Below are 24,713 nucleotides of genomic sequence, written 5' to 3' on the forward strand. Positions count from 1 at the left end.
CCTGGCTCGGCCTTGGCTTTTTTCCGATTAGACAAGCTCACTTACCCACTGGCTTCTCTTTCTCTTTTAGCTTGGCGACTTGTCCTGGCTTGTGCCATCCCCCTTTCGTCGTACTTTGGCCGTTACGCTAAACAGATACTATCGGGACAAGGGGTTGGGGGTTGAGGGTAAACTGTTCACTTTGGCAACCGAAAGACATCGGCGAAAATGGCGCGATCGCTCGGACGCCGTTCGGGATGCGGGGAATCGTACACCACCATCAACCCGTCTTCCTCGAAACAGGGAAATAGGGTCAAGCCTTCGGCGTGGTCTGCCCCGATGGTAAACGGCAGGTTGAAGAGGAGCTTCAAAATGCCCGATTCTCCGTCCCAAAGGGTATCGCCATCGTGTTCTAAAACGTCTTTGAGGCGAAACACCTGCATTGCCCCTTCGAGATCCATTGTCGGGCCGCCGAGGACGATTAAATCGTCGCCGTGAAAGCAGAGTTCGCGAATTCCCAATCCGTTTAAATCGACGAAATGCTTGCGGTAACAGCGGCCGTCGTCTAACTCCCGTAGGGTCAACTGACCGGTTTCGGAGGCTTCGACTTGGATTTCTATGACGATCGCCCAACCGCGCAAAACGGGGCCGCGCAAGCCGAGAAAGATGCGATCGCCCCGCACGGCCAAGCCTTCGATATCCAAGCCGTTATCTTTTGAGGGCAGTTGCATTTCAACAAACGGCCCGAGATGCTCGTCTTCCTTTAAGGTGTCGAGTAACAGGTTGCTCGCTTCGGTTCGGGTTAACGCCGCTGCAAACAGGCGATCGCCTGCGTCGTCGGAGGTGGCACAGGATTTGACAGGTTGGCCGTGGAGAATGGGAATGCGAACGAGCAGGTTGCGATTGGCGTCTCGCTTGATTTCCGAGAGCCGTTCGAGGTCTTTTTCGGTTTTCTTACCTTTGGGTTTCTTGCGCTTGAAGCTGTGAGACCCCACCACCCAAAGATAGCCGTCGGCGTAGTCCATGCCTTCGATGTCGATTTCCGAGTCGTCGATGAGTTCGACAAATTCTTCGATACGAAACAGTTGGTGTGCGCCGTAGACTCCCGGTTCGAGGGGGGAAAGGCGTTCGATGGAGGTCAGTTCGTCAGACCCCAGCCAAAGGCTACCGTCGGGGGTTTTGGCCACGGCGGACAGTTCGCCGATGAGGTCGTCGGAGTCGCGATCGAATTTCAGGAGGATACGGCTGAGGAGAAAGGGGTCAGACACGGTGACATTGCGTTGAAGTGACAGGTTCAGGGTATTACCCCTCGAGGGCGATCGTCATCTTTCGGAGGTTAGGCATTGGAGACGTTCAGAGAAGCGATCGCCTTTTACCGCGATCGGCGAGCAGTCAAGAGGTTTTATTACTTTTTTGTGATTTAAGAATTACTACAAAATCCTTTCTACGTAACCGTTATAGGCTCGTTCTTTAACTTAATTACTCAATCGACAAATACGACACTAAAAATAACAGAGCATCGATCGCGCCATTTTGCTAAAAACGCTACAATTCGTAATGTTTCGAGATAAGATAGAGCGCGATCGCCATAGAGCAGGTTTTCTAATCGAAGGGCGATCGAATTGAAAGCCAACAATTCCAATTTAAAGTTTACTGCGTACCCATATGTTTGAAAATCGAAATCAAGATCCGACTGATTTCACGACAGACCACGCAGTCACCTTTCATCAAGCGGGTTTCGTTTCCCCCGTCCGACCCGAGTTTCGTCTGTCTCGCTACGATTTTGAAACCGTCAAACTCGACGAAACCGGACGGGAACTGACCCGAGAACGCAACGAAGCCTTCTATTTCACCGAAGTTCTCGCCAAAGACGCCCCCCTCGACACGGTGGCGATTCCCGGCGGACGCTTCCTCATGGGTGCGCCAGAAACGGAAGAGAATCGATCGCCGCGAGAACGGGGACAGCGACAAGTGGCGATCGCGCCGTTTTACATCAGCAAATATCCCATCACGCAAATTCAGTGGAACGCCGTCGCCAAGTTACCGAAGGTGAACCGTCCGTTACCGCTGAAACCCTCGCTGTTTAAGGGCTACGCGCGGCCAGTGGAAAACGTCTCTTGGTACGAAGCCGTCGAATTCTGCGATCGCCTCTCCCTCAAAACCGGACGCCTCTACCGCCTCCCCAGCGAAGCGGAATGGGAGTACGCCTGTCGCGGCGGAACCACGACGCCGTTTTACTGCGGGGACAGTCTCACCACCAACCTGGCCAACTGCGACGGACGGACGCCTTACGGAAACACGCGCCTGGGTCGGTTTCGCGGTCGTACTACCGTCGTGGGGAGTTTCCTTCCCAACCCCTTCGGACTCTATGACATGGTGGGGAACGTTTGGGAGTGGTGCGCGGATACGTGGCATCACAGCTACGACAGCGCACCGGCGGACGGTCGCATCTGGGTCAGTGGCGGCGACGAAACCTCGCGGCCGCTACGGGGTGGGTCGTGGATGTTCTTCCCCGGTTACTGTCGTTCCGCGACGCGAATTCACTACAGCCCCGAGTTTCGCAGTTATAACGTCGGGTTCCGCGTGGTGTGTGGAGCGGCGAAAGTGGGTTAGTCCCCATGAATCTGCGGGACAGAACAACAGAGGCGAAAACCGTCGTAGTAGGAACGACAAACCGGCTCGAGCCGAACCCGATGGGTCGAACGGCAGTCCCACGGAGTATTCAACCAAGAACCTCCCCGTCGAACCCGAGATTTTCGCCCATCGCGATCGTCGTCAATCCAAGGACTGCCATCAGTGGGTGCGCCGTCGTAGCTGCCGTGCCACTGGTCGTAACACCATTCCCAGACGTTACCGTGCATATCGTACAGTCCAAACGCATTCGCAAGGCGGTAACGGCCTGCAACTGTTGTTTCTTCTGCATCTAACCGTTTGAAATTGGCCACTTCTGGAGTTATCGTTTCGCCGAAGTGGTAAGGCGTTGTCGCTTCTGCACGGCAGGCATATTCCCATTCCGCTTCACTCGGAAGACGATAGGGTCGTCCGGTTTTTTGAGCTAAACGCTGGCAAAATTCGACGGCTTGAAACCAACTGATGCTTTCAACGGGTCGTTCGTCCCCTTGGAAATATGCAGGGTCAGGCTCGAGATCGCATTTGACCTTGGGAAGCCCAGTCGCCACAGCTTGCCACTGGGCTTGTGTCACGGGATATTTCCCCAGGAAGAAGTCTGGGACAGTCACGTCATGTTGGGGATGTTCTTCGTGGTTTCCGACTCCTTCAGGCGCTCCCATGAGGAACGTCCCGCCAGGAATCCAGACCATTTCCAAGGTTACGCCGTCGCTCAACTCTTCACGGTATTGTCGAGCGGTGCGCTGGCGGCAACGGAGGATGTATTGTGTGGTTGGGTACATCATTCAGATGGAGAGTTTCAAAGATCGCGACAGAATCTATACGGCGGAGCAGCAGACGCGAAAACCGATACGGTAGTAATAGTAGGACTGATAAGCTGTAGGATGGGCCTCACGAAACGCAGATCGGCAATCCCCTGGTAAGCTGGCCCAATAACCACCCCGAACAAGGCGAAAATCTTCAATTTTTATGTATTTTTTAGGGAATTTGCCGTCAATCAAAGGACTGCCATCAGTGGGTGCGCCCTCGTAATTGTCGTGCCAAATATCGAGACACCATTCACCGACGTTGCCGTGCATATCGTAAAGACCGAAAGCATTGGCTGGGAAGCTTCCGACATCAGTAATTTTGTTGCGATAGCGTCCTTTCAGAGCGTTGCCATAGATGTATTTGCCGTTATAGTTGGCGAGGTCGGTCGTAATCGTTTCTCCAAAGGCGAACGGAGTGGTCGTTCCGGCGCGGCAAGCGTATTCCCATTCGGCTTCGCTGGGGAGTCGATAGTCACGTCCGTAGGGGAACTCATCTTGACGAGCTAGGGGAAGCAGATCTCCTCGGGCTTTGTAGGATTGTCGATAGTCGCGTCCGGTCGCCTGTGAGAGACGAGCGCAAAACTCCATGGCCTCGTAGCAATTGACATTGGTAACAGGGCAGTTGTCTCCTGGAAACCAAGACGGATCTAAATTGAGACTTCGATCGATCTTCGGAAGTCCCATCGCTACAGCTCGCCACTGGGCTTGTGTCACGGGATATTTCCCCAGGAAGAAGTCTGGCACGGTCACTTCATGCTGGGGATAAGGAAAACTCTGACCATAACGAGACGAATGCTCTTCACCTTCGGGCGCTCCCATGAGGAACGTACCGCCAGGAATCGCGACCATTTCTAACGGGACATTGTTCGGTAAGATTTCGACGAACTCGAAGGCTCGACCCGGACGGCGGTGAATGACAGCTTCTGAATCGACCATTTCCAACCGCGCCGTTTCAAAGTAAAACGATCGGAGACCCATAGTTTCTTCGCTACTGGAGATCTCCGGTTCGGGCGCAGGCTCAAAGTAACCTTCATCAAACTCGAAGGTTTCTAAGGGAGGAAATAAGGCGAGCAGTTCGGGAGTCATTCGCAATGGTGGCGATCGCTAACAGTACTTGTAGTATATATACTACAAGTATAGCACAATTGCGATCGACGGTTGAGATTAAGGCAATTCTCATATCGTCTCTTTGAGGAGATGTCTGATGAGGACGAACGCCCACGCGATCGCCCTTTTCTTTTCTTACCCGTTGTCTAAATTTTCAATCTCCACCGGATCGATCGCCTCGGCTGGTTCGTAGCCGAACACGCGAGAATAGAAGTAAAACTCTGCATCCAAGGCGCGTTTGATAGTCTCCGCTTGGCGAAACCCGTGTCGTTCCCCCTCAAAGGGAACGTAAGCCACCGGTAAACCTTTCTCCCGCAACGCCTCCACCATCTGTTCGGCTTGACTCGGCGGAACCACTGTATCTTCTAACCCGTGGAAAAAGATCGCCGGACAGGACAGGCGATCGGTAAAATGAATCGGCGATCGAGGTGCGTTTTCTAGGGACGTGACTACTGACGTCCCTAGAAAAACGATAACGTGTGTTTCTCACTCGATCTCACTTCGGACGAGGGTTAGTCGAAGATAAATTCGCTACCGCGAACGGGGGGATTTCCTCCAGTCCGGTTGAGGGTGTCGAGACTCGTGTTGTAGGGATTAATCAGATCGGGAGTACGAAGGTAGGGATCGTTAGTTATCTGCTGAGTCATCACGTCTCGGTACACTTCGTACACGAGTTCGCCATCGCGGGCGATTTCGTTTTCCGTCCACGAAAAGAGCAGCCATTCCAACTGACGTTCGATGCTGCGGTTGGTAAAAAAGTCGCGATCGTGTTCGAAGTAGGCGCGATCGAACGCTTCGGGAATGGTTAGTGTCCGCAGGCGTCGAGTTTCGACCCCCGGAACGGTGGCTTCGCGATCGCTTAGTTGAGCCAAGCTTGCTGGAGACAGTCCGAGCGTTGCTGCGACGGCGATACCGATCGCACTTGTTAAACCCGTCCAACGGTTCATGGACATCACCTCATCGTTTCTGTGGATACGCGTTTCCTTGCGCCGTCTTACGGCGCGGAGTTGCCTCGCTGTTCCGATGGTAGCTCACCGCACGCCCCCTGCAAACGACCGAACCCCAGTTTCTCCCGCGAAACCAGGGTTCTCGGCTATTGACGTGGCGATCTTAAGACGACGCGACGATCGCCCGATCGCGCCTAGTCTTTCCAGTGAATGCACATTCCGGGGCAAGAATCGATCTCGTTTTGGATGTCGTCTTCGTCGGCGCCTGTGGAGTCATGCACTTCAGCCAGGTTCTCGTCGTCCATTTGGAAGACTTCGGGCAAGCTACTGGCGCACTGCATACAGCTCGTGCAATCTTCTTTGTCAACGTAAACTGCTCTAGCCATGTGTTCTCCTCATTTATGACCGTTCTCGATGATACCAAAATTCGAGTATATTTTTATAAAACTGTATAGCGATAAAAATATTTGCGCATATAACACAAAAACATGATATAATTAAAAATTCTGGACAAATACCGTCGTAGGGTGCCGTGACGGGGGCGGAAAAGGTTGGAAAAATCCGCAAAAGTAACATTACCGCGTCACGCACCGCGCCCAACCGAGAAATGGGGGTTGGTGTTGACGCGGGAAGCCCATTTGCTTGAATTCTGCAACATTTTCTAGCCTGCGAACGCACCCTACTCGGCAAAACCAAACGAATTATACAGAAAGCCTCAGAGAATAAGCTGTATTATCACGATCTCCAGGTGTAAAAATCCTCAAAAAGTAGGTTCCTGCACCTAACGTGATATCATTTGAAATCGAACTACTGGAAGACCAGGTGTCAGAGATTGATTCCCCTGAATCAACTTCCCCATTATTGTTACTATCGAAAATAATTTGGGAGTCGATAGTATCGCTTAAACCATCAACAAAGTAGGAAACATCAGATGTTTCTACCAGTTCAAAACGATAGAAATCATCACGATCGACACTTCCAGAAAAATCATTTAATAGAAGATCGCCTCCAAGAACGCCAAGATTTAAAGCTGTATTTAGATTGTTTCCCGGATCGCTTGGCGTAGTAATATTTCGAGCCTCTTGACTTAGGGTTAGTGAATAAGATGTGTTATCACGATCTCCAGGTGTAAAAATCCTCAAAAAGTAGGTTCCTACACCTAACGTGATATCATTTGAAATCGAACTACTGGAAGACCAGGTATCGGAGATTGATTCCCCTGAATCTACTTCTCCATTATTATTGCGATCGAGAATAATTTGAGAATCGACGGTGTCGCTTAGACCATCAATGAGATAATTAATATCACTGGGCTGTGTCACCTCAAAGCGATAGAAATCATTGCGATCCACACTTCCGACAAAATCATTTAAAATCTGCGTTCCCGTTAAAACACCCAAGTTGAGAGCATCCCCAGGAGAGTTACCCGGATCGCCTGAAGGCGGTGGCGTTGAAGAACCGCCAACAAAATCGTCGCTACCAATCAGAGAAGACGCGACGTTACTTAGCGTCATCAACTGTGCGCCGTTGAGGAAAATCAGCGTCGAAGTACTCGATGCTTGAATTTGCAAATTCGCAAACGAAACGCCATCGGGAAGACGAACTTTATCGACCCCATCTTGGAAATCCGTCACGACATCAGTTCCCTGCACCCCCGAAGACGCCAGGATAAATTGGTCTGAACCCGTGCCACCCGTGAGGGTGTCGAAGCCGCGTTCTCCACCTAAAACGTCGTTTCCGCCTTCTCCCAAGAGAATGTCGTTATCCTGACCGCCTAAAATCGTGTCGTCTCCGTCGCCACCGAGGAGGTTGTCGCTTCCTAAGTTGCCAAACAGCAGATCGTTTTCCGTTCCCCCCTCGAGGCGATCGTTGTTTTGTCCCCCGGCTAAAGTGTCAGCACCGCCGCCGCCGTTGATGACGTCATCCCCAGCATTACCGAAATAGATGCGTCCGGCGGCGTCGTCTACGGCGATATCGTTTCCGCCGAGGAGAACGATCGCATCTGTTGAAGGCGAACCCTGTAACTGCGCGATTTCACCGCTGGGGAGTTGCGCGAAGTCGATGATATCGTTGCCGTTGGTGGCAATTCCGAAGTCAAATCCGGCTTGGGTTGAAATACTGAGAACCATGATGGTGGGTCTCCTGAATAAGTCTCACGGTTTTCTCGCGAAAATATGGCGATTTTTACGGATTTACGCCGAAAATTTCACAAAAATTCACCTCAAGGGAAACCGAGGGGGATGTGGTAACATCCACTTTTTGACGCTAAGCGTGGGATGTTTTCGGGGTTTGTACGCTCGATCGCTCCTCCTGTTTTGTGTCAGTCGATCGCACAATTCTTAAGGTTTCGATCGAGCCTGGTTTAGACGATCGCACTCCTGCCATGTCGATCGCCGCCCCCACAGACTCACCCACAAACTTAGAGAAACATTGAGAACTCTCGGCCGCGACCCGAACGACCCATTAAACTAGAGACTTGTTCCGTTATTGCCAGCCGAAGAGACTCGATGAGTGCATCCGCGCGCCCCGATCCCCGAAGAAGACCCGACGACAGCCAAATCCCCAACGCAGACTATCGGCACGTGAATCGGGAAGACCTCACGCCGATGATGCAACATTACGTCAACACGAAAGAAGAACACCCCAACGCAGTGGTGCTGTATCGCGTCGGCGACTTCTTCGAGTGCTTTTTTCAAGATGCCATCACCGTCTCGCGGGAACTAGAACTCGTTCTCACCAGTAAAGATAGCGGCAAAAACGTCGGACGGGTTCCCATGACGGGAGTGCCGCACCACGCCCTCGATCGCTACGCCGCCATGTTAGTCGAAAAAGGCTTCGCCGTGGTGGTGTGCGACCAAATCGAAGACGCGGCGACAGCAGCCTCGGAACGGCGCATGGTGGAACGACAAATCACGCGGATTATCACCCCCGGAACCGTCATCGAAGACGGAATGCTCAACGCCACTCGCAACAACTTTTTGGCGGCGATCGTCATCGTTAAAAACAATTGGGGCTTGGCCTATACAGACATTTCTACGGGGGAGTTTTACACCACCCAAGCGCAGCATCTCGAACAACTGGCGCAAGAATTGCTGCGACTGCAACCGTCAGAAGTTTTGATTCCCACCAACGCCCCCAATCCGGGGAGTCTCGTTCGTCCCGGCGAATCCTCCGACGAGTTACCCGCCGAACTCCCGACACAGTTTTGTTACTCGTTGCGGCCACAACAGCCCTTTAGTTCCGCTGAGAGCAAACAACGCCTGTTACAACGGTTTAAACTCCGATCGCTCGAAGGCTTGGGATGCGATCGCCTGCCTTTAGCGGTTCGCGCCGCCGGGGGTTTGCTGGAATACTTAGAAAATACCTTCGAGCAGGACTTTACCGATCGACGCAGCGGGTCAAATCTAGAATCTCGGACGATTCCCCTGCAACCGCTCAAAACCTACGCGATCGCCGATTACCTAGTTCTCGATTCCCAAACCCGCCGCAACCTGGAAATCCTCGAAACGGTGCGGGACGGAACCCGCTACGGCTCGTTACTCTGGGCGTTAGACAAAACCCGAACGGCGATGGGATCGCGGGCGTTGCGTCGCTGGCTGTTACAACCCCTGCTGAGCGTTCGGGGTATCCGGGCCAGACAAGATACCCTCGAAGAACTGGTGGGCAACCCCACCTTACGCCAGGATTTACAATACTTACTTCGTCAAATTTACGATCTCGAACGACTCACCGGGAGAGCCGGATCGGGAACCGCCAACGCCCGAGATTTGGTGGCGATCGCCGATTCGATCGTCAAACTCCCCGAACTGGCGGAACTGGCCGAAAAAGGCAAATCTCCCTATCTCGTCGCCGTACAAAAGGTTTCGCCAGAGTTAGAAGCCTTGGGGCGCAAACTCCACGCCCACCTGGTCGAATCGCCGCCGCTACACTTGAAGGACGGAAACCTGATTCGACCGGGAGTCAACCCGCAACTCGACGAAATGCGGGAAATGGTAGGGGGCGATCGCCAATGGATCGCCAACTTAGAAACCAGCGAACGGGAACGCACGGAAATCTCAAACCTGAAAGTCGGGTTTAACAAAACCTTCGGCTACTACATCAGCATTCCGCGATCGAAAAGCGATCTCGCCCCGCCAAACTACATCCGCAAACAAACCCTCACCAACGAAGAACGCTACATCACCCCCGATCTCAAAGAGCGAGAAGCCCGCATTCTCACCGCCCAAGAAGATCTCAATCGCCTCGAATACGAACAGTTCGTACAGTTGCGATCGGAAGTGGGCGAACAGGCCGACTTAATCAGACACGTGGCGCGAGCGGTAGCGGCGCTGGACGTACTGTGTGGGTGGGCGGAACTGGCGACAGAACAGGGATATTGTCGCCCACAGGTCATCGAATCGCGAGAAATTACTATCGAAAACGGCCGTCACCCCGTCGTAGAACAGTCGCTTCCGCCCGGATTTTTCGTTCCCAACTCCGCATATTTAGGATGTGAGGAGACAGAAAACCGGCCGGATTCAATTATCCTCACCGGCCCCAACGCCAGCGGCAAAAGTTGTTATCTGCGTCAGGTGGGGCTGATCCAGTTGATGGCACAAACGGGGAGTTTCGTTCCCGCCGACGCCGCGACCTTGGGAATTTGCGATCGCATTTTTACCCGCGTCGGCGCAGTGGACGATTTAGCCACGGGACAGTCCACCTTTATGGTGGAAATGAACGAAACGGCGAACATTCTCAATCACGCCACGTCTAACTCCTTAGTTTTGCTCGACGAAATCGGACGGGGAACCGCCACGTTCGACGGACTGTCTATTGCTTGGGCGGTGGCGGAACATTTGGCCGCAGACGTGCGATCGCGCACGATTTTCGCCACCCACTACCACGAACTCAACGAACTGGCGTCGATTTTACCCAATATCGCCAACTATCAGGTGACAGTGAAGGAACTTCCCAACGAGATCGTATTTTTGCACCAAGTTCGTCCCGGCGGTGCCGATCGCTCTTACGGAATCGAAGCCGGACGCTTGGCGGGGTTGCCCTCCTCGGTGATCGATCGCGCCCGACAGGTGATGAGACAGATCGAAAAACACAGCAAAATCGCGGTAGGCTTGCGAAAAGGCGCGTCCAAAAGCAAAGTCGACGAAGCAAACGGAAGCTATCGCGTCGGCGACCCCCCGTTTGCCGAACAATTGGACATTTTCGCTGACGAATTCAGGAGAAGCCCTACCGAAGTACGGGCGGAGTCCAATGACGAATTTAACTGATTTGAAAACGTGGCTGACATGGGGCAGGCGATCGCTGTCTGCTCTCGTGACGGTCGGAGTGGCGATCGACCTCTCGATCTTACTGGCGCGGGCTGAGGAGTTTCAACCGCCCGATCGCGGCACCCCCGGACGCTTAGAGGGGGCGGGTACGCGGCTGCTCGAACCGGGAGATTTCCAACCGCCCGACGAAACCCTGTTAGACGTGACGCGAGGGGCGTGCGACTTAGATCTCGAGGAGACCTCAACGCCGCTAACGCCTCTAGTTCCCGAAAACGATTTCGGGATCACGTTGCAAGGCTATCCGACATTTTTCGTCTACGTTCCCGAACTTCCCGATACGGCGGCGATCGAATTCGTCGTGACAGAGTGGGAGTTTAGCGAAACCGAATCGGGAACTGATGTCAGCGATCGCGACCTGTACGCCACCACCGTCGACGCGCCCGAGGAAGCCGGTATCTTAGCCTTGACGCTTCCCTCCCAAGACGAAGCTGGCAACACCATCGAACCGTTACGAGTCGAGGGAAATTATACCTGGTTCGTGCGCGTCATTTGCGACGCGGAGCGCCCCACCCGTTACGGTCCCGATATTTGGGTCGAAGCCTGGGTCAAGCGGTTGAATCCGAGCGATCGGTTCGCCGCCACCCTCGCGAGCGCGACATCCCTACAACGCCAGGAACTCTATGCAGAAACAGGAGTTTGGTACGACGCCCTCGCCACTCTAGCCGAACTGCGCCGAGACGATCCCACGCCAGCAGTCGATGCGGCTTGGCGAGAGTTGTTGGAGTCGGTGGGGTTAAACGAAGTTGCAGACGAGTCGCTATCGGGCGATCGCTGAGTTGCCAAAACAAGAAACCCAATATCCTCGAGATACCGGGTTCCTGACTGAAATTGAGGTGTTCGGAAAAACAGTCGAACTCAAGCGGTTTGTTCGCGACGTTTGAGAAGACCCAAACCACCGACGACTAACAACGCCAACGCCGAAGTCGGTTCGGGAACGCTTTCGGTAGAGGGTTCTTCAACTGGTGCGAAGTTTCCAGCCATGACCATGCCGTCGTTGATGCATTCTGCGAACAAGTGCGCCATGAAGTCGCCGTCCGGTAACAGCGAGCGATCGAAGCTGAAGCCAAAGGTATAGTCACCGCTAGCGCCAAAATGACCGAAATCTAAGCCCGCTGCGCCCAAAGCTGTGCTGTCAAGCATGGCGATATCGCCGACTTTCGTACCCGAAGCGATCGAGTTGGGCAATTTGTAGTTGTTATCGTAGCCGTTGCCGAAGTAGGCGTCGGCTTCGCCGTACTGGTTCAGATCGCCGAGGGAGGCGCTACCGCCTTTGTTACCAACGCTGTTGCGATGGTGTTTGAGATGCTTGAAGCCACTGTTGGCTTTAGCGACGTTGCGTCCGGTGACATTGGTATAGACGCCGAGTTCGGGAGCGCCAGAGTCGCTGTAGCCGGTGAAGCGAACGGCGAAGAAGTTGCTGTCAGCCTGGGTTTGCTGGGCGTTATCTCCCGAAAAGTTAAAGAATAAATCGCCGTAGCCGATATGACCGTCGTTGGCATGGTTGGAAGACGCACCGGCTAAAGACAGGTTGGAATTGATGCCAACATACACTCGATCGTTAACTTCAGTTAATGCCAAACCATAGAATTCAAAGTTACTATTTTCGCCGATGGTTCCTAGATCGTAACCATCGTTAAACGAGTCGATGGTGTAGTTCCAACCGTTGTGCATCGTGCCAGCAGTAGCCGGTGCAATGCCCACGCTGAGGGAAGATAAGACAACGCTGGTAGTGAAGAGAGAAGTTTTTGTGACGAGTTTCATGGGTCGGGTAATCCTGGCTTGTTCGAGGTTAAAAAAAAATAAAAGACAAGAATTATTTGTCTATGTCCAGCTTGCCCGACCCGCGAAGAAAACTCAATAGCAAAGTTCCCAGCTTGTTGAACTCTTAAAAAAAAGGGCTTGTCTTTAAAGATTGACTTTAATCAACTTTGTTATTCAAAATAAATTTTCCGAATAAATACGCAAAAAAATATGATTTGCAACTGTGGTGATTTTGGATTTCCGAATTTTTACGGATATAGCCAGCCCAATTGATTCGTGAAATTCTGTAATCTAAAAGTACCGTAACATAGCGATCCCAACTACTGAGGGCGTTCACAACTCCAATAATGCTGCTATAGACGAAACAGCAATTTTATTTGATATGAAATCTAGCTATAACTGCTCCAGTCACGGGCTTCTCGTGATATAGCAATCCTAAATGGTTTGCGGAAACAGATCGGCTGAAAACCCCATTCCGTAACGATCTATCCTGAAAACAATCCGCAAACGACGTCGTACTGCTATATCGGTGAACGCTCTGGCGAAAGCCGATCCGCGATCGCTCGGACAAAACAACCCCAGCATCTCAGAGATACCGGGGTTGTCGCCGAAACTGGGGGAGTGCCAAGGTTTCGCCTTAAATGTTCAAGCGCTGGTACACTTCATCCAAATTTTTCAAATGATGCTGCGGATCGAAACAGTCATCGACTTCTTCAGGAGAGAGATGTTCCATCACGCGGGGATCGCCCGTAATTAACTTGCGAAAATCGCCGTTGGGCTGGTTCCACGCCTGGTGAGCGCAAGACTGAACGATCGCGTAAGCATCTTCTCGCGTCAAGCCTTTATTCACCAACGCCAACAACACCCGTTGGCTGAAAATCACGCCGCCGTAGAGGTTCATGTTGCGAACCATGTTGTCGGGATAGACTAACAAGTGTTTGACTAAATCCGCGAACTCCTGCAACATGAAATGCGTTACGATGCAAGAATCGGGCAGGATCGTGCGTTCGACAGAACTGTGAGAAATATCCCGCTCGTGCCACAACGCCACGTTTTCCAAAGCGGCGATCGCGTTTCCGCGTACCACTCTCGCCAACCCCGAAATCCGTTCCGAACGAATCGGATTTCGCTTGTGGGGCATCGCCGAGGAGCCTTTTTGACCCTTCGAGAAATACTCTTCGACTTCTAAAACGTCAGTGCGTTGGAGGTTGCGAATTTCGACGGCGAACCGTTCGAGAGAGGCCGTCAACAGCGCCAAATGCTGCACGAACTCCGCGTGGCGATCGCGCGAGATTACCTGAGTCGATGCCATATCCGGCTCTAAGCCCAACTTCTGACAGGCTAAGGCTTCAACGCGGGGGTCGATATTCGCGTAAGTTCCCACCGCCCCAGAAATTTTCCCGACCGCAATATACTTGCGTAAATTGACCAAGCGATCGCGATGGCGCAGCATCTCCGCCAACCACCCCGCCAGCTTGAACCCAAACGTAATCGGTTCGGCGTGAATCCCGTGAGAGCGACCCACCATCACCGTATTGCGGTGTTGTTGAGCTTGATAGCGAATCGCAACAATGGCATCTTCGAGGCGTTTGAGGAGAACGTCGAGACTGGCCACCAATTGCAACGCCAGCGCCGTATCCAGCATATCAGAACTGGTCATTCCCAAGTGAATGTAGCGGCCGGCCTCGCCGACGTACTCGTTAACGTTCGTTAAAAACGCGATCGCGTCGTGGCGGACTTCGGCCTCAATTTCCAGAACGCGATCGGGGTCGAAATTCGCCTTAGCTTTAATTTCCTCAACCGCTTCGGTGGGAATATAGCCCAATTCCGCTTGAGCTTCACACACGGCAATTTCGACCTGCAACCAAGTTTGCAACTTATACCGATCGGTCCAGAGATCGCCCATTTCGGGCAGAGTATAACGTTCGATCGCCATCCGCCATCCAATGCAAATACAACCGTAATATTGTAGTACGGACGCCAAACTCCGGCCCGATCGCCCTTCAGATAAATTTGTATTGAAGGGGAAGATGACGGTTAGCCTTAAACTGTGAGTAGTCGAGAATATCTCGTTACTCCTCGCTCGCAAAGGCTAAACTCGGGCAGTTTCCGGTGCAGACCTACGAAGTCAAGGTGTGAGATGGACTACCACGATCGCTCGAAAGAAGACTGTATCGCCGAAATCGAATCGCTCCAAACCGTCTTAAACGTACAGCGACGACTGATTTCGAGTGCTAACGCCACCCAACAAGCGGCGACAGGACATCTGATGCTCAAATCGATGTTACTCGAAGTCATACAACTGTTCGATCGCCTAACCGACGCCGAAGAAAGCAGTATTTTTCTCCTCAACGAAGACGGCGTCGTTATCGACAGTATTCTCGCTCGAGGGGCGACGATGCGCGAGTTAAAACGCAATCTCATCGGCGAAGTCGTCGATAAAGGCTTGGCAGGGTGGGCGATCCGACACCGACAAGTAGGACTCATCGAAGACACCCGTACCGACGAACGCTGGGTCACGCTACCATCAGAACCCTACCACGTGCGATCGGCCTTGTGTTTTCCGATTCTCAAAGGAAAACGGGTGTTGGGCGTGTTGACCCTCATGCACTCTCGACCGGGTCATTTCAACACCCAACCCATCGTCCGCTTCGTCCAACATCTCGCGTCGGTCGTCGCCCTCGTTCTCGATAACATCAGCCTGCAAATCGCCCTATCAGAAGCAACGACGATACCGTCTTCACCCGTTCGGAGTTCGTCTCCTATGGCGGCTGAGGGAACTTCATCGCGAGAAGACCTCACCTTGACTGGAATCTACATCGTCACCGCCAACGGTAAGTTTCTTTACGCCAATCCTCGATTTGCCGAAATTTTCGACTATTCCTTAGAGGAACTCGTCGCCCTCAATTCGATGTTCGATTTGGTCGATTCCCAAACAGAAACTCGGCTGTTCGAGGCGGTCGATCGCTGCTTCCGCGACCGTCAAAAAGGCTTTTCTAGCACGTTTCGAGGCCGCACGAAATACAACGATCCCATCGACCTCGACATTGAAGGCAATCGCACGAAGTTTTACGGCAAACCCGCCATCGTCGGAACGGTGCGGTTAGTGCCGTAAGGGAGAAGGGGAGAAGGGGAGAGGGGGAGAAGGGGAGAAGGGGAGAGAGGGAGAAACAGTTATCTGTTCGCTGTCTTCACTGGTGACTGGTGACTGGTGACTGGTGACTGTTCCCTCTTCCCTTAAGAAATAGCGGCTTTGAGACTTCGACAAAACTGCTCGATTTTTGCGAGTCCTTCATCTGACGATCCCGAGGCCAGTCGGTTGACGAAGGCACTGCCGACGATCGCGGCGTCAGCGCCCCAATCCTTGACCTGACGGGCGTGTTCGGGTTGAGAAATTCCAAAGCCGACACCGATGGGTTTGTCTGTAACCGCTCGCAGTTCCACCAGCAAGTCTTTGACCCGAGAACTGACTTGAGTTCGCGTTCCCGTGACTCCAGTAACGCTGACGAGGTAGATAAAGCCTTGAGAACGTTCGGCGATCGCGACGATCCGCTCTTTCGGACTCGTCGGTGCCACGAGTAACACCAGTTCGATGCCCATCTCCCGACTGCGAACGATGAGGTTTTCGGCTTCTTCGAGAGGTAAATCTGGGATTACGAGACCTTTAACCCCGGCCGCGGCCACCTGCTGTAAAAAGGTGTCGAGGCCGCGATGGAGGATGGGGTTATAGTACGAAAACAGAACGATGGGCGCTGAGAGTTCCCCGCCGATCTGCTTCACCATCTCCAAGACGTTATCGAGACGGACGCCGCGACTGAGGGCGCGAGTGGCTGCTGCTTGGATGGCAGGACCGTCGGCGAGGGGATCGGAGTAGGGAACGCCGAGTTCGATAATGTCTGCTCCGCTGCGATCGAGAACCTTGAGGGCTTTGGCTGTCGTATCGAGATCCGGATCGCCGGCCGTAATAAAGGGAATTAAAGCGCACTGCCCCTGTTGGCGCAGTGCGGAAAAGCAGTCTGAAACCGATTTCATACGTATACGTAACTGATTCTATTTTTTGGGATTTGGGAGCGTTTAGGGATCGCGTTGAGGAGCGTCGGGAGCGTCGTTTAATTCAGACAACAAGGCTTGGCGTTCTTCGTCCGTCATTTTTTCCCAACGTTTTTGCAGAACGGCGTCGGTATAGTCTTGGAGTTGCTGGTGATAGGTCATTTTTTTCGTGGCGAACCGGAAGAGATAGGTGGCGACCCACCCGATCAGTCCGCCGACGAGCAGCACTTGACTCCAAATCCCCGCGTTGAGACTGTCTAACCCCACGCGGTCGAGCAGGACGTAGAACGCGCCGCCTGCGATGAAAATACCAATTCCAATGCCGATAACGTCGATGCGCCGCATAGGTTTCGTATCAGGCGTTGAGCTGGCGTTTTTGGGGACGGAAGTTTAAGAACAACCCGACGAGAATCATACCGGGAAAGAACATAAAGACGAGAAAGTAGAGGAACCACCGTTCGAGCGATCCGGCGGTGTACCAACGGTTTTTGAGATAGAAGTACAGTGCCAAGGGAACGACCAACAGGTAAGTTCCGGCTAGGGCCGCATAGAGCAGTAGAGCGATCGTGGTCGAGGTCATAAAGCTGTCACGATAAATCGAATACGCCGATAGCATGGGAATAAGTCCCACGACTGGTTTCGATTTTACCGTAAGTCGGAAGTCGGAAAGTCCGAACGGCGATCGCTCGGACTGCGGGGGCGAACCGGCCGGTTGGGTACGCCGCAAAAGCCCGTGCGATCGAAAACGGGCGGAAACCTGGAGAGCGAGCTACACTGGGGGCGACCTTCTTTAACGCTGGATCGCGATGAAAGCTCGACTTAAAAAACTCATCCAACGTTTGCCCGGTTTGAGCCACGCTTTTGAAGAAACGCACGAACAACAACGTCAAAATGCAGATGGTTTGTTAATTTCGATGCCGAGTTGCGGTCGAACTTGGTTGAGATTCGCGATGGGGCGATCGTTTCAACGCGAATTTGGATTCGAGGAAGTGAATCCTTTCGACGTATATACTTTCGGGAAAAAACATCCAGCGATTCCAAAGGTGAAACCCCTCCACGAGACGTTCGGATCGCCCGATTTTTATCGAGACAAATTGGTTATCGTCCTCGTGCGCGATCCCAGAGACGTTCTCGTGTCGAACTATTTCGGCTCAAAAAAACGCGGAGATTTTCTCAAGTCGGAATATCGACAGCACACGGATACTATTAAAGACTTTATCAAAAATACAGATTATCTCGATGAGGTGATTCATTTTTATAATTCCTGGTACGCTCATCGGGACGTTCCCAAAGAATTCACGATCGTTCGCTACGAAGATATGAAAGCGGATATGCCCGCCCAGCTCGATCGCCTTATGGAGTTTTTGGGCGTCAAAGTTGCTCGCAAAAATTTAGAAGAAGCAGCAAACGATGCTGACTTCGAGAACATGAGGAAGCTCGAAAAAGAAGGGACGTATCGAATTTTGCGAGCAAGAAATCCTGAAGATCGAGAGTCTTATAAAACACGTAAAGGTCGTGCGGGTGGGTATCGAGACCACTTGGACGAGGAAGACATTGCTTATATCGAAACGGAATTAGAAAACCGCCTCGAGCCGTTCTACGGATATAATTACCGCACGAGTTGAGAGACGTTCACAGTCGGGTAACGGGCGATCGCCTAATTTCCAAGTACCGCCATCGCTCCTCGATTCAATGTCCTATCGTGGCGAGTTCTGGGGTATATTGAACGCGCCCGGACGTGCGATCTCGAGGCGATCGCTGTTCGGAACCCCCCGTCAATTCACTCTCGATTCATGGACGTTATTGTTGAAGGCTGGCGCTTCGTTCCCCACTCGTTCGCGATCGCCAATCAGTTTCAGTTATTAGAAATGCTCGATCGCTCGGAAGAAAAAGACTCGACACTGCGAGTTTTTCACCGAGAAATGCCCTATTTAGATCCCAACTGGATGCCGAAACCGGGATTGTTCGAGGCCGCCGCCGAAGACAAGTTGCACCGAATCCCCGCACCTCCAGAAGATCTCCGAGGGGACGCCACCCTACGGATGTTCATGCCCTACAATTTAGCGCCCTCGGCGTCGAAACGTACCTACGTTTTCGGAACGACGGAATGGCGTATCGTGCAGGCTCTCATGGTGAAGTCGATGGGAGTGCGATCGTTCGAGGAGGCTCACCGTAACTCAGATACCGTAATTATCACCCCCTCGAATTGGTCGCGACAGGGCTTTTTAAACGCCGGAGCCGTTCCCGAACGAGTCGTCGTCGTTCCTCACGGCGTCGATACCCAGGTGTTTCGTCCGATTCTAAACGCCGAACGGGAACGCTTGCGCCGTCAGTGGGGTTTAGACGGTTGTTTCGCCTTCCTTCACATCGGCGTCATGACTTGGAACAAGGGGATTCGCCTGTTGTTGAAAGCCTTCGCCGCAGTGACCGAACGCTATCCTCACGCGCGGTTAGTGTTGAAGGGAACGGATGCGATTCGCAAATCTCGTGAGTTCGTGGTGGGAGATTTGCGGGAGATGCTGACACCGGTAGAGTTCGATCGCGTGCTTCCCCGTATCGCCTACATCGGTAAAAACCTCTCGGGAAAACAACTGGCGCGGTTGCATCAGGTTTGCGATGCTTACGTCGCCCCTTATTTAGCTGAAGGGTTTAATATGCCAGTATTAGAAGCAGCGGCGTGCGGGTTGCCAGTGATTTGTACTCGAGGCGGTTCGACGGACGATTTTACCCACCCGAGTTTTACGGGATATATCGACAGCAAACTCAGCACGGTGGAAATTGACAAGGAAATCCGCTACTATCTCCACCCCGATCTCGATCGCGCGATCGATTTGATGTCGGATATTATCGAAAAACCTGAGTTTGTCGCCCAGGCGCGGAAAACTGCTCCGAAATTCGTCGCCTCGCAGTTAACTTGGACGCACGTAGTCGATCGCTTGCTCGAGGTAATGGCGCAAAAGCCAATTTAACTTCTGGATGAATGTTCTCGGGAACTCGCCCCCAGAAAACCGATCCCAAGATTGTCAGGGTTAGGTTTCTCGCGATCGCTGTAAAGCTTAGTGAGAAAGGCTGTTAAGTCGGCAACCTTTACGAAAGAATTACTCGAACTTCACTAACTCTTTACAGGGTTAGAAATTTAGGCAGTCTAAGCTAATAATATAACGTTCTATCCCTGTCTTCTCATGCCTAAACTGCTAAACTTCACCACGGCAACTGTCCTAACTACTGCCACGGCAGCTTCATTTCTCGTCGCACCTGTAGCGATCGCCGGAACCTTAACTGGTGCGGCTCGAGACTACAACCTGTTCTTGTTTGAAGATTGGGAACAGAAAGGCGGTGACGTCGAAGGTCGTGCAGCAGTGGGCGGTAATGCCACACTGCAAAGTGTCGGAATTGCCGATCGCCTGACGAACAGCAACGGCACAGACGATCGCCTGATCGTCGGCGGCGACCTCGAAATCCTCTACAACAGCGGCCAGGTTTTCGGCGGTAACGCTGTCGTCGGCGGTTCGGTCGCGGGAAACGTCAACTATAACTGTAGTAGCTGCTCGACCCAATCCGGCTCGCCGATCGATTTTGCCGCAGCACAGACCCACTACAAAAATCTATCCGACTATCTTTTCGGTCTGTCCGAAACCGGAAGTCAAACTCTCGTTTCTGGCTCGAACCAATTGCAACTCACGGGTTCCGGTACGGGAACCCACGTCTTTAACGTCAATCTTTCCAACGTGAGAGAGATTCTTCTAAACGCCTCTTCCTCTTCTGAGTTGGTGGTCATTAACGTTCGAGATACCTCGATTAGCAATCAAATCACCTCATTTTTCCACCAGGAAGCGAACTCGGATTCTCGCAAGTGGGAAAACGTGATTTGGAACTTCAACAAAGCGACGAACATCGACATCACGAACGGGGTATCGTGGCGCGGTACGATTCTGGCACCCGATGCTCGACTGACGTTTGCAAACGGGAACGTCGAAGGTCAGACGATCGCCAAGTCCGCCCAATTAAACCGCTGGTCGGGAGAATTCCACAACTACGAATTTAACGGCAAGTTGCCCGTTCCCCCCGCACCGGAGAGCGAAACGCAAAGCGTTCCCGAACCCTCAACCGCGATCGGTCTGCTGGCGATCGCCGGTTTGATGAAGGTGGTTCGCCGCCGCGATCGCACGACGGCGTAACGATCGCGATCGTCGATAAACTTTGCCGTCGGGGTCTGTTCGACAACGCCCCGACGAACCTCTGGCAAGCGCTCTAGCGCACGAACTGCGGCATCACTTCAGCCGCCGTGAACAAGCCGTGAATGCCGCGACGGTGAAACGACATACCCGCTTTCAAATAGCCGAATGCCGGACCGCAAACGTTAGCGGCCATGCTGGTTTCGTCGCCGAGGGTGAAGGTATGAGACGACTCTTTCCCCTCGAAGGTGCGTCCGGTCACGCGAACGTTGGTACTGAGGGGTTTTTTAGGATTGCGCGTATCGACGATACCGCCGACCGTGACGCGATCGCGCGAAACGATTCCCGCCAACTCCAGCATGATGTCGTCGGCGTGTTCCATATTTTCAAGTTTCAAGATGCCGTTGGTTTTGTCGAGGAGAGCCTCGACTTCTGCATTGGTTAACGCTCGGGCTTTCTCGACGTCGTACCCCGGCATATGAGCGATATCTTCGCGAATCGTGGCGCGGTAGGCTTCCCAGTTGGCAATCCCGACGCCGAAGGTGATTTCGACTTTGTGAACTTCAGCGTAGCTTTGGGCGGCCAGAGACGCCGCCGCCGTCAGCAGTCCGGGTGTCGCACCGCATCCGGTCATATAAGTAATCCCGGCCGCTTGTAAGTCGTTTCGCAAGTCGAGGAGTTGTTCGACGGCGCTGGTTCGCTTGAGAGCATCGACGAGGACGCCTTGCCAACCCGATTCGATAAACTGACGGGCGACCGACGCCATGAAGGTGTTAGGAAGGTTCGGCAGGGCGAGGAAGTAGCCGTCTACATCGGGAGCGTTGGCGATGAGGTCGCCGATACTTTCGTGACTGAGGGTTCCCACACCGTCGAGATGACCGATCGAGCCACGATCTCGGTAGGTGGCCAGGCAGCGATCGGGATCGAGACCGTTGGGATCGTAGGCGTAACCGTGGAGATCGGCAACGGCAACCCAGCGAATTTCGTGTTTGGGAGCGAGAACGCGACTGGCTGCTTGTCCCAAGCCGCCGAAGCCGAGAACGCCGACGCGCAGAGGAGATTGGGGTTGAGAGGGTTGATTGACACTCATCATTTTGGATGTAGGTTCAGACGGGCAAACAGACTAATCCTTCATCTTCCCATCATCTGGTGATTTTGGGGATGATGAGATGGGGGGCGGCTTCATCAGTGAAGAGTGTAGAGGGAAGAGGGAAGACCGTTATACGTTCACCGTGTCTCCACGGCTCTCTCTCCCTTGCGCCCCGGAATTGACACTCTAGACTCTTGTATGTTGGCGGTGTACATTGGCGGTGCGTGACAGAGCGGCGGTGCGTGACAGAGCGATCGGTCTCGCGTTCGACGCCCTATTGTTCAAGTCTCGCACCCTACAGTTGTGAACTGTTCCCCGTTCCCAGAATTGCGAATTTTTTTCAACTAAGTGGCAAAATTGACTTGACGCTTTCGGGAAGTTGCGGGAAACTTATTAGTTATTAGAGCAAGCTTATCGCGTTTGATAAGTAATATGAAGCTTTGACTCCTTCGGAGTGGTTTTATTAAGATTTTATACAAGTCCAGTTGAGTCTGGGGTTCGTTGAATCCTCCCATACCAGCGGCTATTAACACAAGTTTCCAAATTTTTCAACCCCAAAAGTGGTCAATTAACGCCCATGGAAACCTTAGAATTCGTAATTTACCCAGATGGCAGAGTGGTCGAAACGGTTACCGGCATTGCCGGAGCCTCTTGTGCGGAGGTGACGGCTGCGATCGAGGAACAACTCGGCATCGTGCTCGCTCGAGAGCAAACCTCCGAATATTACGCAAACACGCAGGAAACAGCCGCAACTGCCAAGGCGCAAACGACCTCGTTCAGCGAGTGGTAAACCTTCATCTGGGTTTCAATTTTCCGATTTCACCATTGTTTCAGACCAATCGTTTGTTAGGTTACTATGTCTCACTTTAGCCATATCAAAACTCAAATTCGCAACCTGAGCGCTTTACAAACCGCCCTGAGCGAGCTAGGCATCGACTGGAAAGCCGGTCCGAAAGAGGTTCGCGGCTATCGCGGTCAGACCCACACCGCTGAGGTAGTTATCGAGCAAGACAACGGATACGATATTGGATTTAGCTGGAACGGCCAAGCCTACGACCTGGTGGCTGACTTGCAATACTGGCAACAAAACGGCTCGGTCGATCGCTTTATCAATAAAGTTACCCAACAGTACGCCTTTCAAACGGTGATGCAGGAAACCGCCAAACAAGGCTTTCAAGTGTCCGAACGCCAGGCCCGACAAGACGGTTCCATCCGCTTAGTACTGCAACGCTGGAGTGCGTAATGTTTGATGCTGCCCCCATGCCCCCCGATCGCGCCTCCGATCGCTCGGGTTTCGAGCCGGAGTTGGGCGGGACGCTGCGGGACACTCCCGATCGCTCGGGTTTCGAGCCGGAGTTAGGCGGGACGCTGCGACAAAAGGGCGTTTACGTCGATGAAGTGACCTGCATTGGTTGCAAGCATTGCGCCCACGTCGCACGGAATACCTTCTATATCGAACCCGATTACGGACGAGCCCGAGTCGTCAACCAAGACGGCGATTCTGAGGAGATCGTACAAGAGGCGATCGATACCTGTCCGGTGAACTGCATTCACTGGGTCGAGTACGAGGAACTAAAACGTCTCGAAGCCGAACGCCGACATCAAGTCATCCCGACGGCCGGTTTTCCCGTCACCCGGAGATAACATCGGTTTCCAACCTGCTTATGCCCAGCATACTCCTGTTTTCTTCCAAAAACAGGAGTTTTTTCAGCGAGCAGCCGTAGGGTGCGTGACTTGAAAAATCGGGTGTCGATCGTGAGACCGATCGATCTGTCACGCACCGCCAATGTACACCGCCAACATACAAGGGTTCGTGACCTAAAGACCCGAGAGTTATCGGGCTAAACCGGCCAAGTTGTCACGCACCGCCACCATGTTGTCTCCCCCTCTCCCCCTCTCCTCCAAAGCCTCAATACGACACCTTATCCACCTTCTGTTCCCAGACGAGGAAGGCTTGGAGTCCGTCTTGATGGAGCAGTTGCGTCGCGGGAATGCGGCGTCGAGCGAGGGGAAGATCGATTTCTTGGTAAATGAGGGAGTCGTCGAAGCCGATTTCGGCCGCATCGTGGCGGGTGCAGGCGTAGAAGATGCGATCGAGTCTCGCCCAGTAAATCGCCCCCAAACACATGGGACAGGGTTCGCAGGAGGTGTAGAGGGTACAGCCAGTCAGTTGAAACGTTTCCAAGGTTTGGCAGGCTTGGCGAATCGCAACGATTTCGGCGTGGGCTGTGGGGTCGTTCGTAGAGGTGACGGTGTTGTTACCCCGACCGATAATGGTGTCGTTTTGGACGACGATCGCTCCGAACGGACCGCCTCGATCGCTCGTAACCCCTTCGATCGCTAGGTCGATGGCAATTTTCAAAAAGTGTCGGTCTCGCTCGTTCACGGTAGCCCCTTGCCTGTCTTCGGTCGTGCGACTCCCATCGCGCTTCTATCTTATGATTTTCGCGGCCGGTGGTGAGGAAGATGCGATCGCCGTTACAAAAACTGTTGTAAACGAGGGATGAGGCGATCGGCAGGAAGGACGCCTTCGATACGATCGACCGCTCGTCCGTCTTGAAACAAAACCAACGTTGGCAGGGCGGAAATCCGGTGCTGGCCGGCAATGGTGGGATATTTATCGGTATCGATTTTGACGACGCGTAGCTTCGTTTTCAAGGCTTGGTTGACCTGTTCGAGAATCGGTACCATCATCTGACACGGACCACACCAGGTGGCATAAAAATCGACCAGTACGGGAACCTCCGATTCGTCTAGAAGCTCTTGAAAATTGTTGAATTGTTTTTTAACGGCCATGGTGACGAGTTTAAACGGTGGTAAAAGAGGACTATTTCAGATCTAAC

At 52.9% G+C, this 24,713-nt stretch carries 25 protein-coding genes; 10 read left to right on the plus strand and 15 right to left on the minus strand.

The genetic code is table 11. The annotated features are described in order from the left end of the window. Positions 1–176: 176 nt before the first annotated feature. Complete coding sequence (locus POG22_RS18635; protein WP_498906767.1) at positions 177–1,247, minus strand: DUF3616 domain-containing protein; 1,071 nt, start codon at positions 1,245–1,247, stop codon at positions 177–179. Positions 1,248–1,644: 397 nt separating this feature from the next. Between POG22_RS18635 and POG22_RS18640 the strand changes: the two genes are divergently transcribed. Continuing rightward, positions 1,645–2,592: a formylglycine-generating enzyme family protein gene (locus POG22_RS18640; RefSeq protein WP_498906768.1), complete on the plus strand. Its 948-nt coding sequence runs from the start codon at positions 1,645–1,647 to the stop codon at positions 2,590–2,592. On the opposite strand, the gene POG22_RS18645 is transcribed toward POG22_RS18640, so the two are convergent. From POG22_RS18645 to POG22_RS18670, 6 genes are all read right to left on the minus strand, one after another. After that, positions 2,589–3,392, minus strand: a complete 804-nt coding sequence (locus POG22_RS18645; RefSeq protein WP_223307751.1) for a formylglycine-generating enzyme family protein — start codon at positions 3,390–3,392, stop codon at positions 2,589–2,591. The two genes, POG22_RS18640 and POG22_RS18645, sit on opposite strands and share 4 nt — an antisense overlap. A 33-nt stretch (positions 3,393–3,425) precedes the next feature. Then, positions 3,426–4,502: a formylglycine-generating enzyme family protein gene (locus POG22_RS18650; RefSeq protein ID WP_063719255.1), complete on the minus strand. Its 1,077-nt coding sequence runs from the start codon at positions 4,500–4,502 to the stop codon at positions 3,426–3,428. Positions 4,503–4,658: 156 nt separating this feature from the next. After that, positions 4,659–4,997, minus strand: coding sequence for an alpha/beta hydrolase family protein (locus POG22_RS18655; protein WP_498906783.1), 339 nt, complete (start codon positions 4,995–4,997; stop codon positions 4,659–4,661). A gap of 38 nt (positions 4,998–5,035) precedes the next feature. Continuing rightward, on the minus strand, positions 5,036–5,470 hold the full coding sequence (locus POG22_RS18660; RefSeq protein WP_498906769.1) for a hypothetical protein: 435 nt from the start codon (positions 5,468–5,470) through the stop codon (positions 5,036–5,038). Between the two features lie 194 nt (positions 5,471–5,664). Further along, positions 5,665–5,856 (minus strand): ferredoxin, encoded by a 192-nt coding sequence (locus tag POG22_RS18665; RefSeq protein WP_063719258.1) that lies wholly within the window; start codon positions 5,854–5,856, stop codon positions 5,665–5,667. Positions 5,857–6,171: 315 nt separating this feature from the next. After that, entirely contained in the window at positions 6,172–7,599 is a 1,428-nt protein-coding gene (locus POG22_RS18670; RefSeq protein WP_498906770.1) for a calcium-binding protein, read from the minus strand. 378 nt (positions 7,600–7,977) lie between these two features. Here POG22_RS18670 and mutS point away from each other — a divergent pair, with 378 nt between their 5' ends. Together mutS and POG22_RS18680 are read left to right on the plus strand one after the other, a co-directional pair. After that, the gene (gene mutS / locus POG22_RS18675; protein ID WP_498906771.1) at positions 7,978–10,734 is read left to right on the plus strand and encodes a DNA mismatch repair protein MutS; all 2,757 of its coding nucleotides are present in this window, start codon (positions 7,978–7,980) and stop codon (positions 10,732–10,734) included. Then, on the plus strand, positions 10,718–11,569 hold the full coding sequence (locus tag POG22_RS18680) for a DUF928 domain-containing protein (protein ID WP_498906772.1): 852 nt from the start codon (positions 10,718–10,720) through the stop codon (positions 11,567–11,569). Before mutS ends, POG22_RS18680 begins: the two co-directional genes overlap by 17 nt. 80 nt (positions 11,570–11,649) lie before the next feature. Here POG22_RS18680 and POG22_RS18685 read toward each other — a convergent pair whose 3' ends face one another. Together POG22_RS18685 and purB are read right to left on the minus strand one after the other, a co-directional pair. Continuing rightward, complete coding sequence (locus POG22_RS18685; protein ID WP_498906773.1) at positions 11,650–12,555, minus strand: XDD3 family exosortase-dependent surface protein; 906 nt, start codon at positions 12,553–12,555, stop codon at positions 11,650–11,652. A gap of 637 nt (positions 12,556–13,192) precedes the next feature. Then, entirely contained in the window at positions 13,193–14,491 is a 1,299-nt protein-coding gene (gene purB, locus POG22_RS18690; protein WP_498906784.1) for an adenylosuccinate lyase, read from the minus strand. 204 nt (positions 14,492–14,695) lie between these two features. Here purB and POG22_RS18695 point away from each other — a divergent pair, with 204 nt between their 5' ends. Continuing rightward, positions 14,696–15,670, plus strand: a complete 975-nt coding sequence (locus tag POG22_RS18695; RefSeq protein WP_498906774.1) for a GAF domain-containing protein — start codon at positions 14,696–14,698, stop codon at positions 15,668–15,670. A 122-nt stretch (positions 15,671–15,792) separates the two neighbouring features. Here POG22_RS18695 and trpA read toward each other — a convergent pair whose 3' ends face one another. The 3 genes from trpA to ndhL are packed head-to-tail and all read right to left on the minus strand — an operon-like array spanning position 15,793 to position 17,185. Next, positions 15,793–16,587, minus strand: coding sequence for a tryptophan synthase subunit alpha (gene trpA, locus POG22_RS18700; protein ID WP_063716873.1), 795 nt, complete (start codon positions 16,585–16,587; stop codon positions 15,793–15,795). Positions 16,588–16,629: 42 nt separating this feature from the next. Continuing rightward, entirely contained in the window at positions 16,630–16,950 is a 321-nt protein-coding gene (locus POG22_RS18705) for a DUF3007 family protein (protein WP_063716872.1), read from the minus strand. A 10-nt stretch (positions 16,951–16,960) separates the two neighbouring features. Then, complete coding sequence (ndhL, locus tag POG22_RS18710) at positions 16,961–17,185, minus strand: NAD(P)H-quinone oxidoreductase subunit L (protein ID WP_063716875.1); 225 nt, start codon at positions 17,183–17,185, stop codon at positions 16,961–16,963. A 226-nt stretch (positions 17,186–17,411) separates the two neighbouring features. Here ndhL and POG22_RS18715 point away from each other — a divergent pair, with 226 nt between their 5' ends. From POG22_RS18715 to POG22_RS18725, 3 genes are all read left to right on the plus strand, one after another. Further along, entirely contained in the window at positions 17,412–18,230 is an 819-nt protein-coding gene (locus tag POG22_RS18715; protein ID WP_498906775.1) for a sulfotransferase family protein, read from the plus strand. A gap of 168 nt (positions 18,231–18,398) precedes the next feature. Beyond that, positions 18,399–19,574 carry a glycosyltransferase family 4 protein gene (locus tag POG22_RS18720; RefSeq protein ID WP_063716870.1) on the plus strand — a complete coding sequence of 392 codons (1,176 nt, stop codon included), beginning with the start codon at positions 18,399–18,401 and terminating at the stop codon, positions 19,572–19,574. A 213-nt stretch (positions 19,575–19,787) separates the two neighbouring features. Beyond that, the gene (locus tag POG22_RS18725; protein WP_063716869.1) at positions 19,788–20,783 is read left to right on the plus strand and encodes a collagen-binding domain-containing protein; all 996 of its coding nucleotides are present in this window, start codon (positions 19,788–19,790) and stop codon (positions 20,781–20,783) included. Positions 20,784–20,856: 73 nt separating this feature from the next. Here the strand turns inward: POG22_RS18725 and bioU are convergent, their stop codons facing one another. Continuing rightward, positions 20,857–21,873, minus strand: a complete 1,017-nt coding sequence (gene bioU, locus POG22_RS18730; RefSeq protein WP_223307509.1) for a (S)-8-amino-7-oxononanoate synthase BioU — start codon at positions 21,871–21,873, stop codon at positions 20,857–20,859. Positions 21,874–22,447: 574 nt separating this feature from the next. Here bioU and POG22_RS18735 point away from each other — a divergent pair. The 3 genes from POG22_RS18735 to POG22_RS18745 all read left to right on the plus strand — a co-directional run bounded on the left by POG22_RS18735 (position 22,448) and on the right by POG22_RS18745 (position 23,514). Beyond that, entirely contained in the window at positions 22,448–22,660 is a 213-nt protein-coding gene (locus tag POG22_RS18735; protein ID WP_063716868.1) for a DUF2997 domain-containing protein, read from the plus strand. A 66-nt stretch (positions 22,661–22,726) separates the two neighbouring features. Then, positions 22,727–23,113, plus strand: a complete 387-nt coding sequence (locus POG22_RS18740) for a DUF1257 domain-containing protein (protein WP_063716867.1) — start codon at positions 22,727–22,729, stop codon at positions 23,111–23,113. Then, complete coding sequence (locus tag POG22_RS18745) at positions 23,113–23,514, plus strand: ferredoxin (RefSeq protein ID WP_498906776.1); 402 nt, start codon at positions 23,113–23,115, stop codon at positions 23,512–23,514. The genes POG22_RS18740 and POG22_RS18745 overlap by 1 nt, the downstream gene beginning before the upstream one ends. Before the next feature lie 265 nt (positions 23,515–23,779). On the opposite strand, the gene POG22_RS18750 is transcribed toward POG22_RS18745, so the two are convergent. Both POG22_RS18750 and trxA read right to left on the minus strand, forming a co-directional pair. Further along, positions 23,780–24,256, minus strand: coding sequence for a nucleoside deaminase (locus POG22_RS18750; protein WP_498906777.1), 477 nt, complete (start codon positions 24,254–24,256; stop codon positions 23,780–23,782). Positions 24,257–24,348: 92 nt separating this feature from the next. Next, positions 24,349–24,666, minus strand: coding sequence for a thioredoxin (trxA, locus tag POG22_RS18755; RefSeq protein WP_498906778.1), 318 nt, complete (start codon positions 24,664–24,666; stop codon positions 24,349–24,351). Between the last annotated feature and the right edge of the window lie 47 nt (positions 24,667–24,713).

Origin of the sequence: Geitlerinema sp. CS-897 (genome assembly GCF_028368005.1) — a bacterium.
GTDB classification, from domain to species: domain Bacteria; phylum Cyanobacteriota; class Cyanobacteriia; order Cyanobacteriales; family Geitlerinemataceae; genus Baaleninema; species Baaleninema simplex.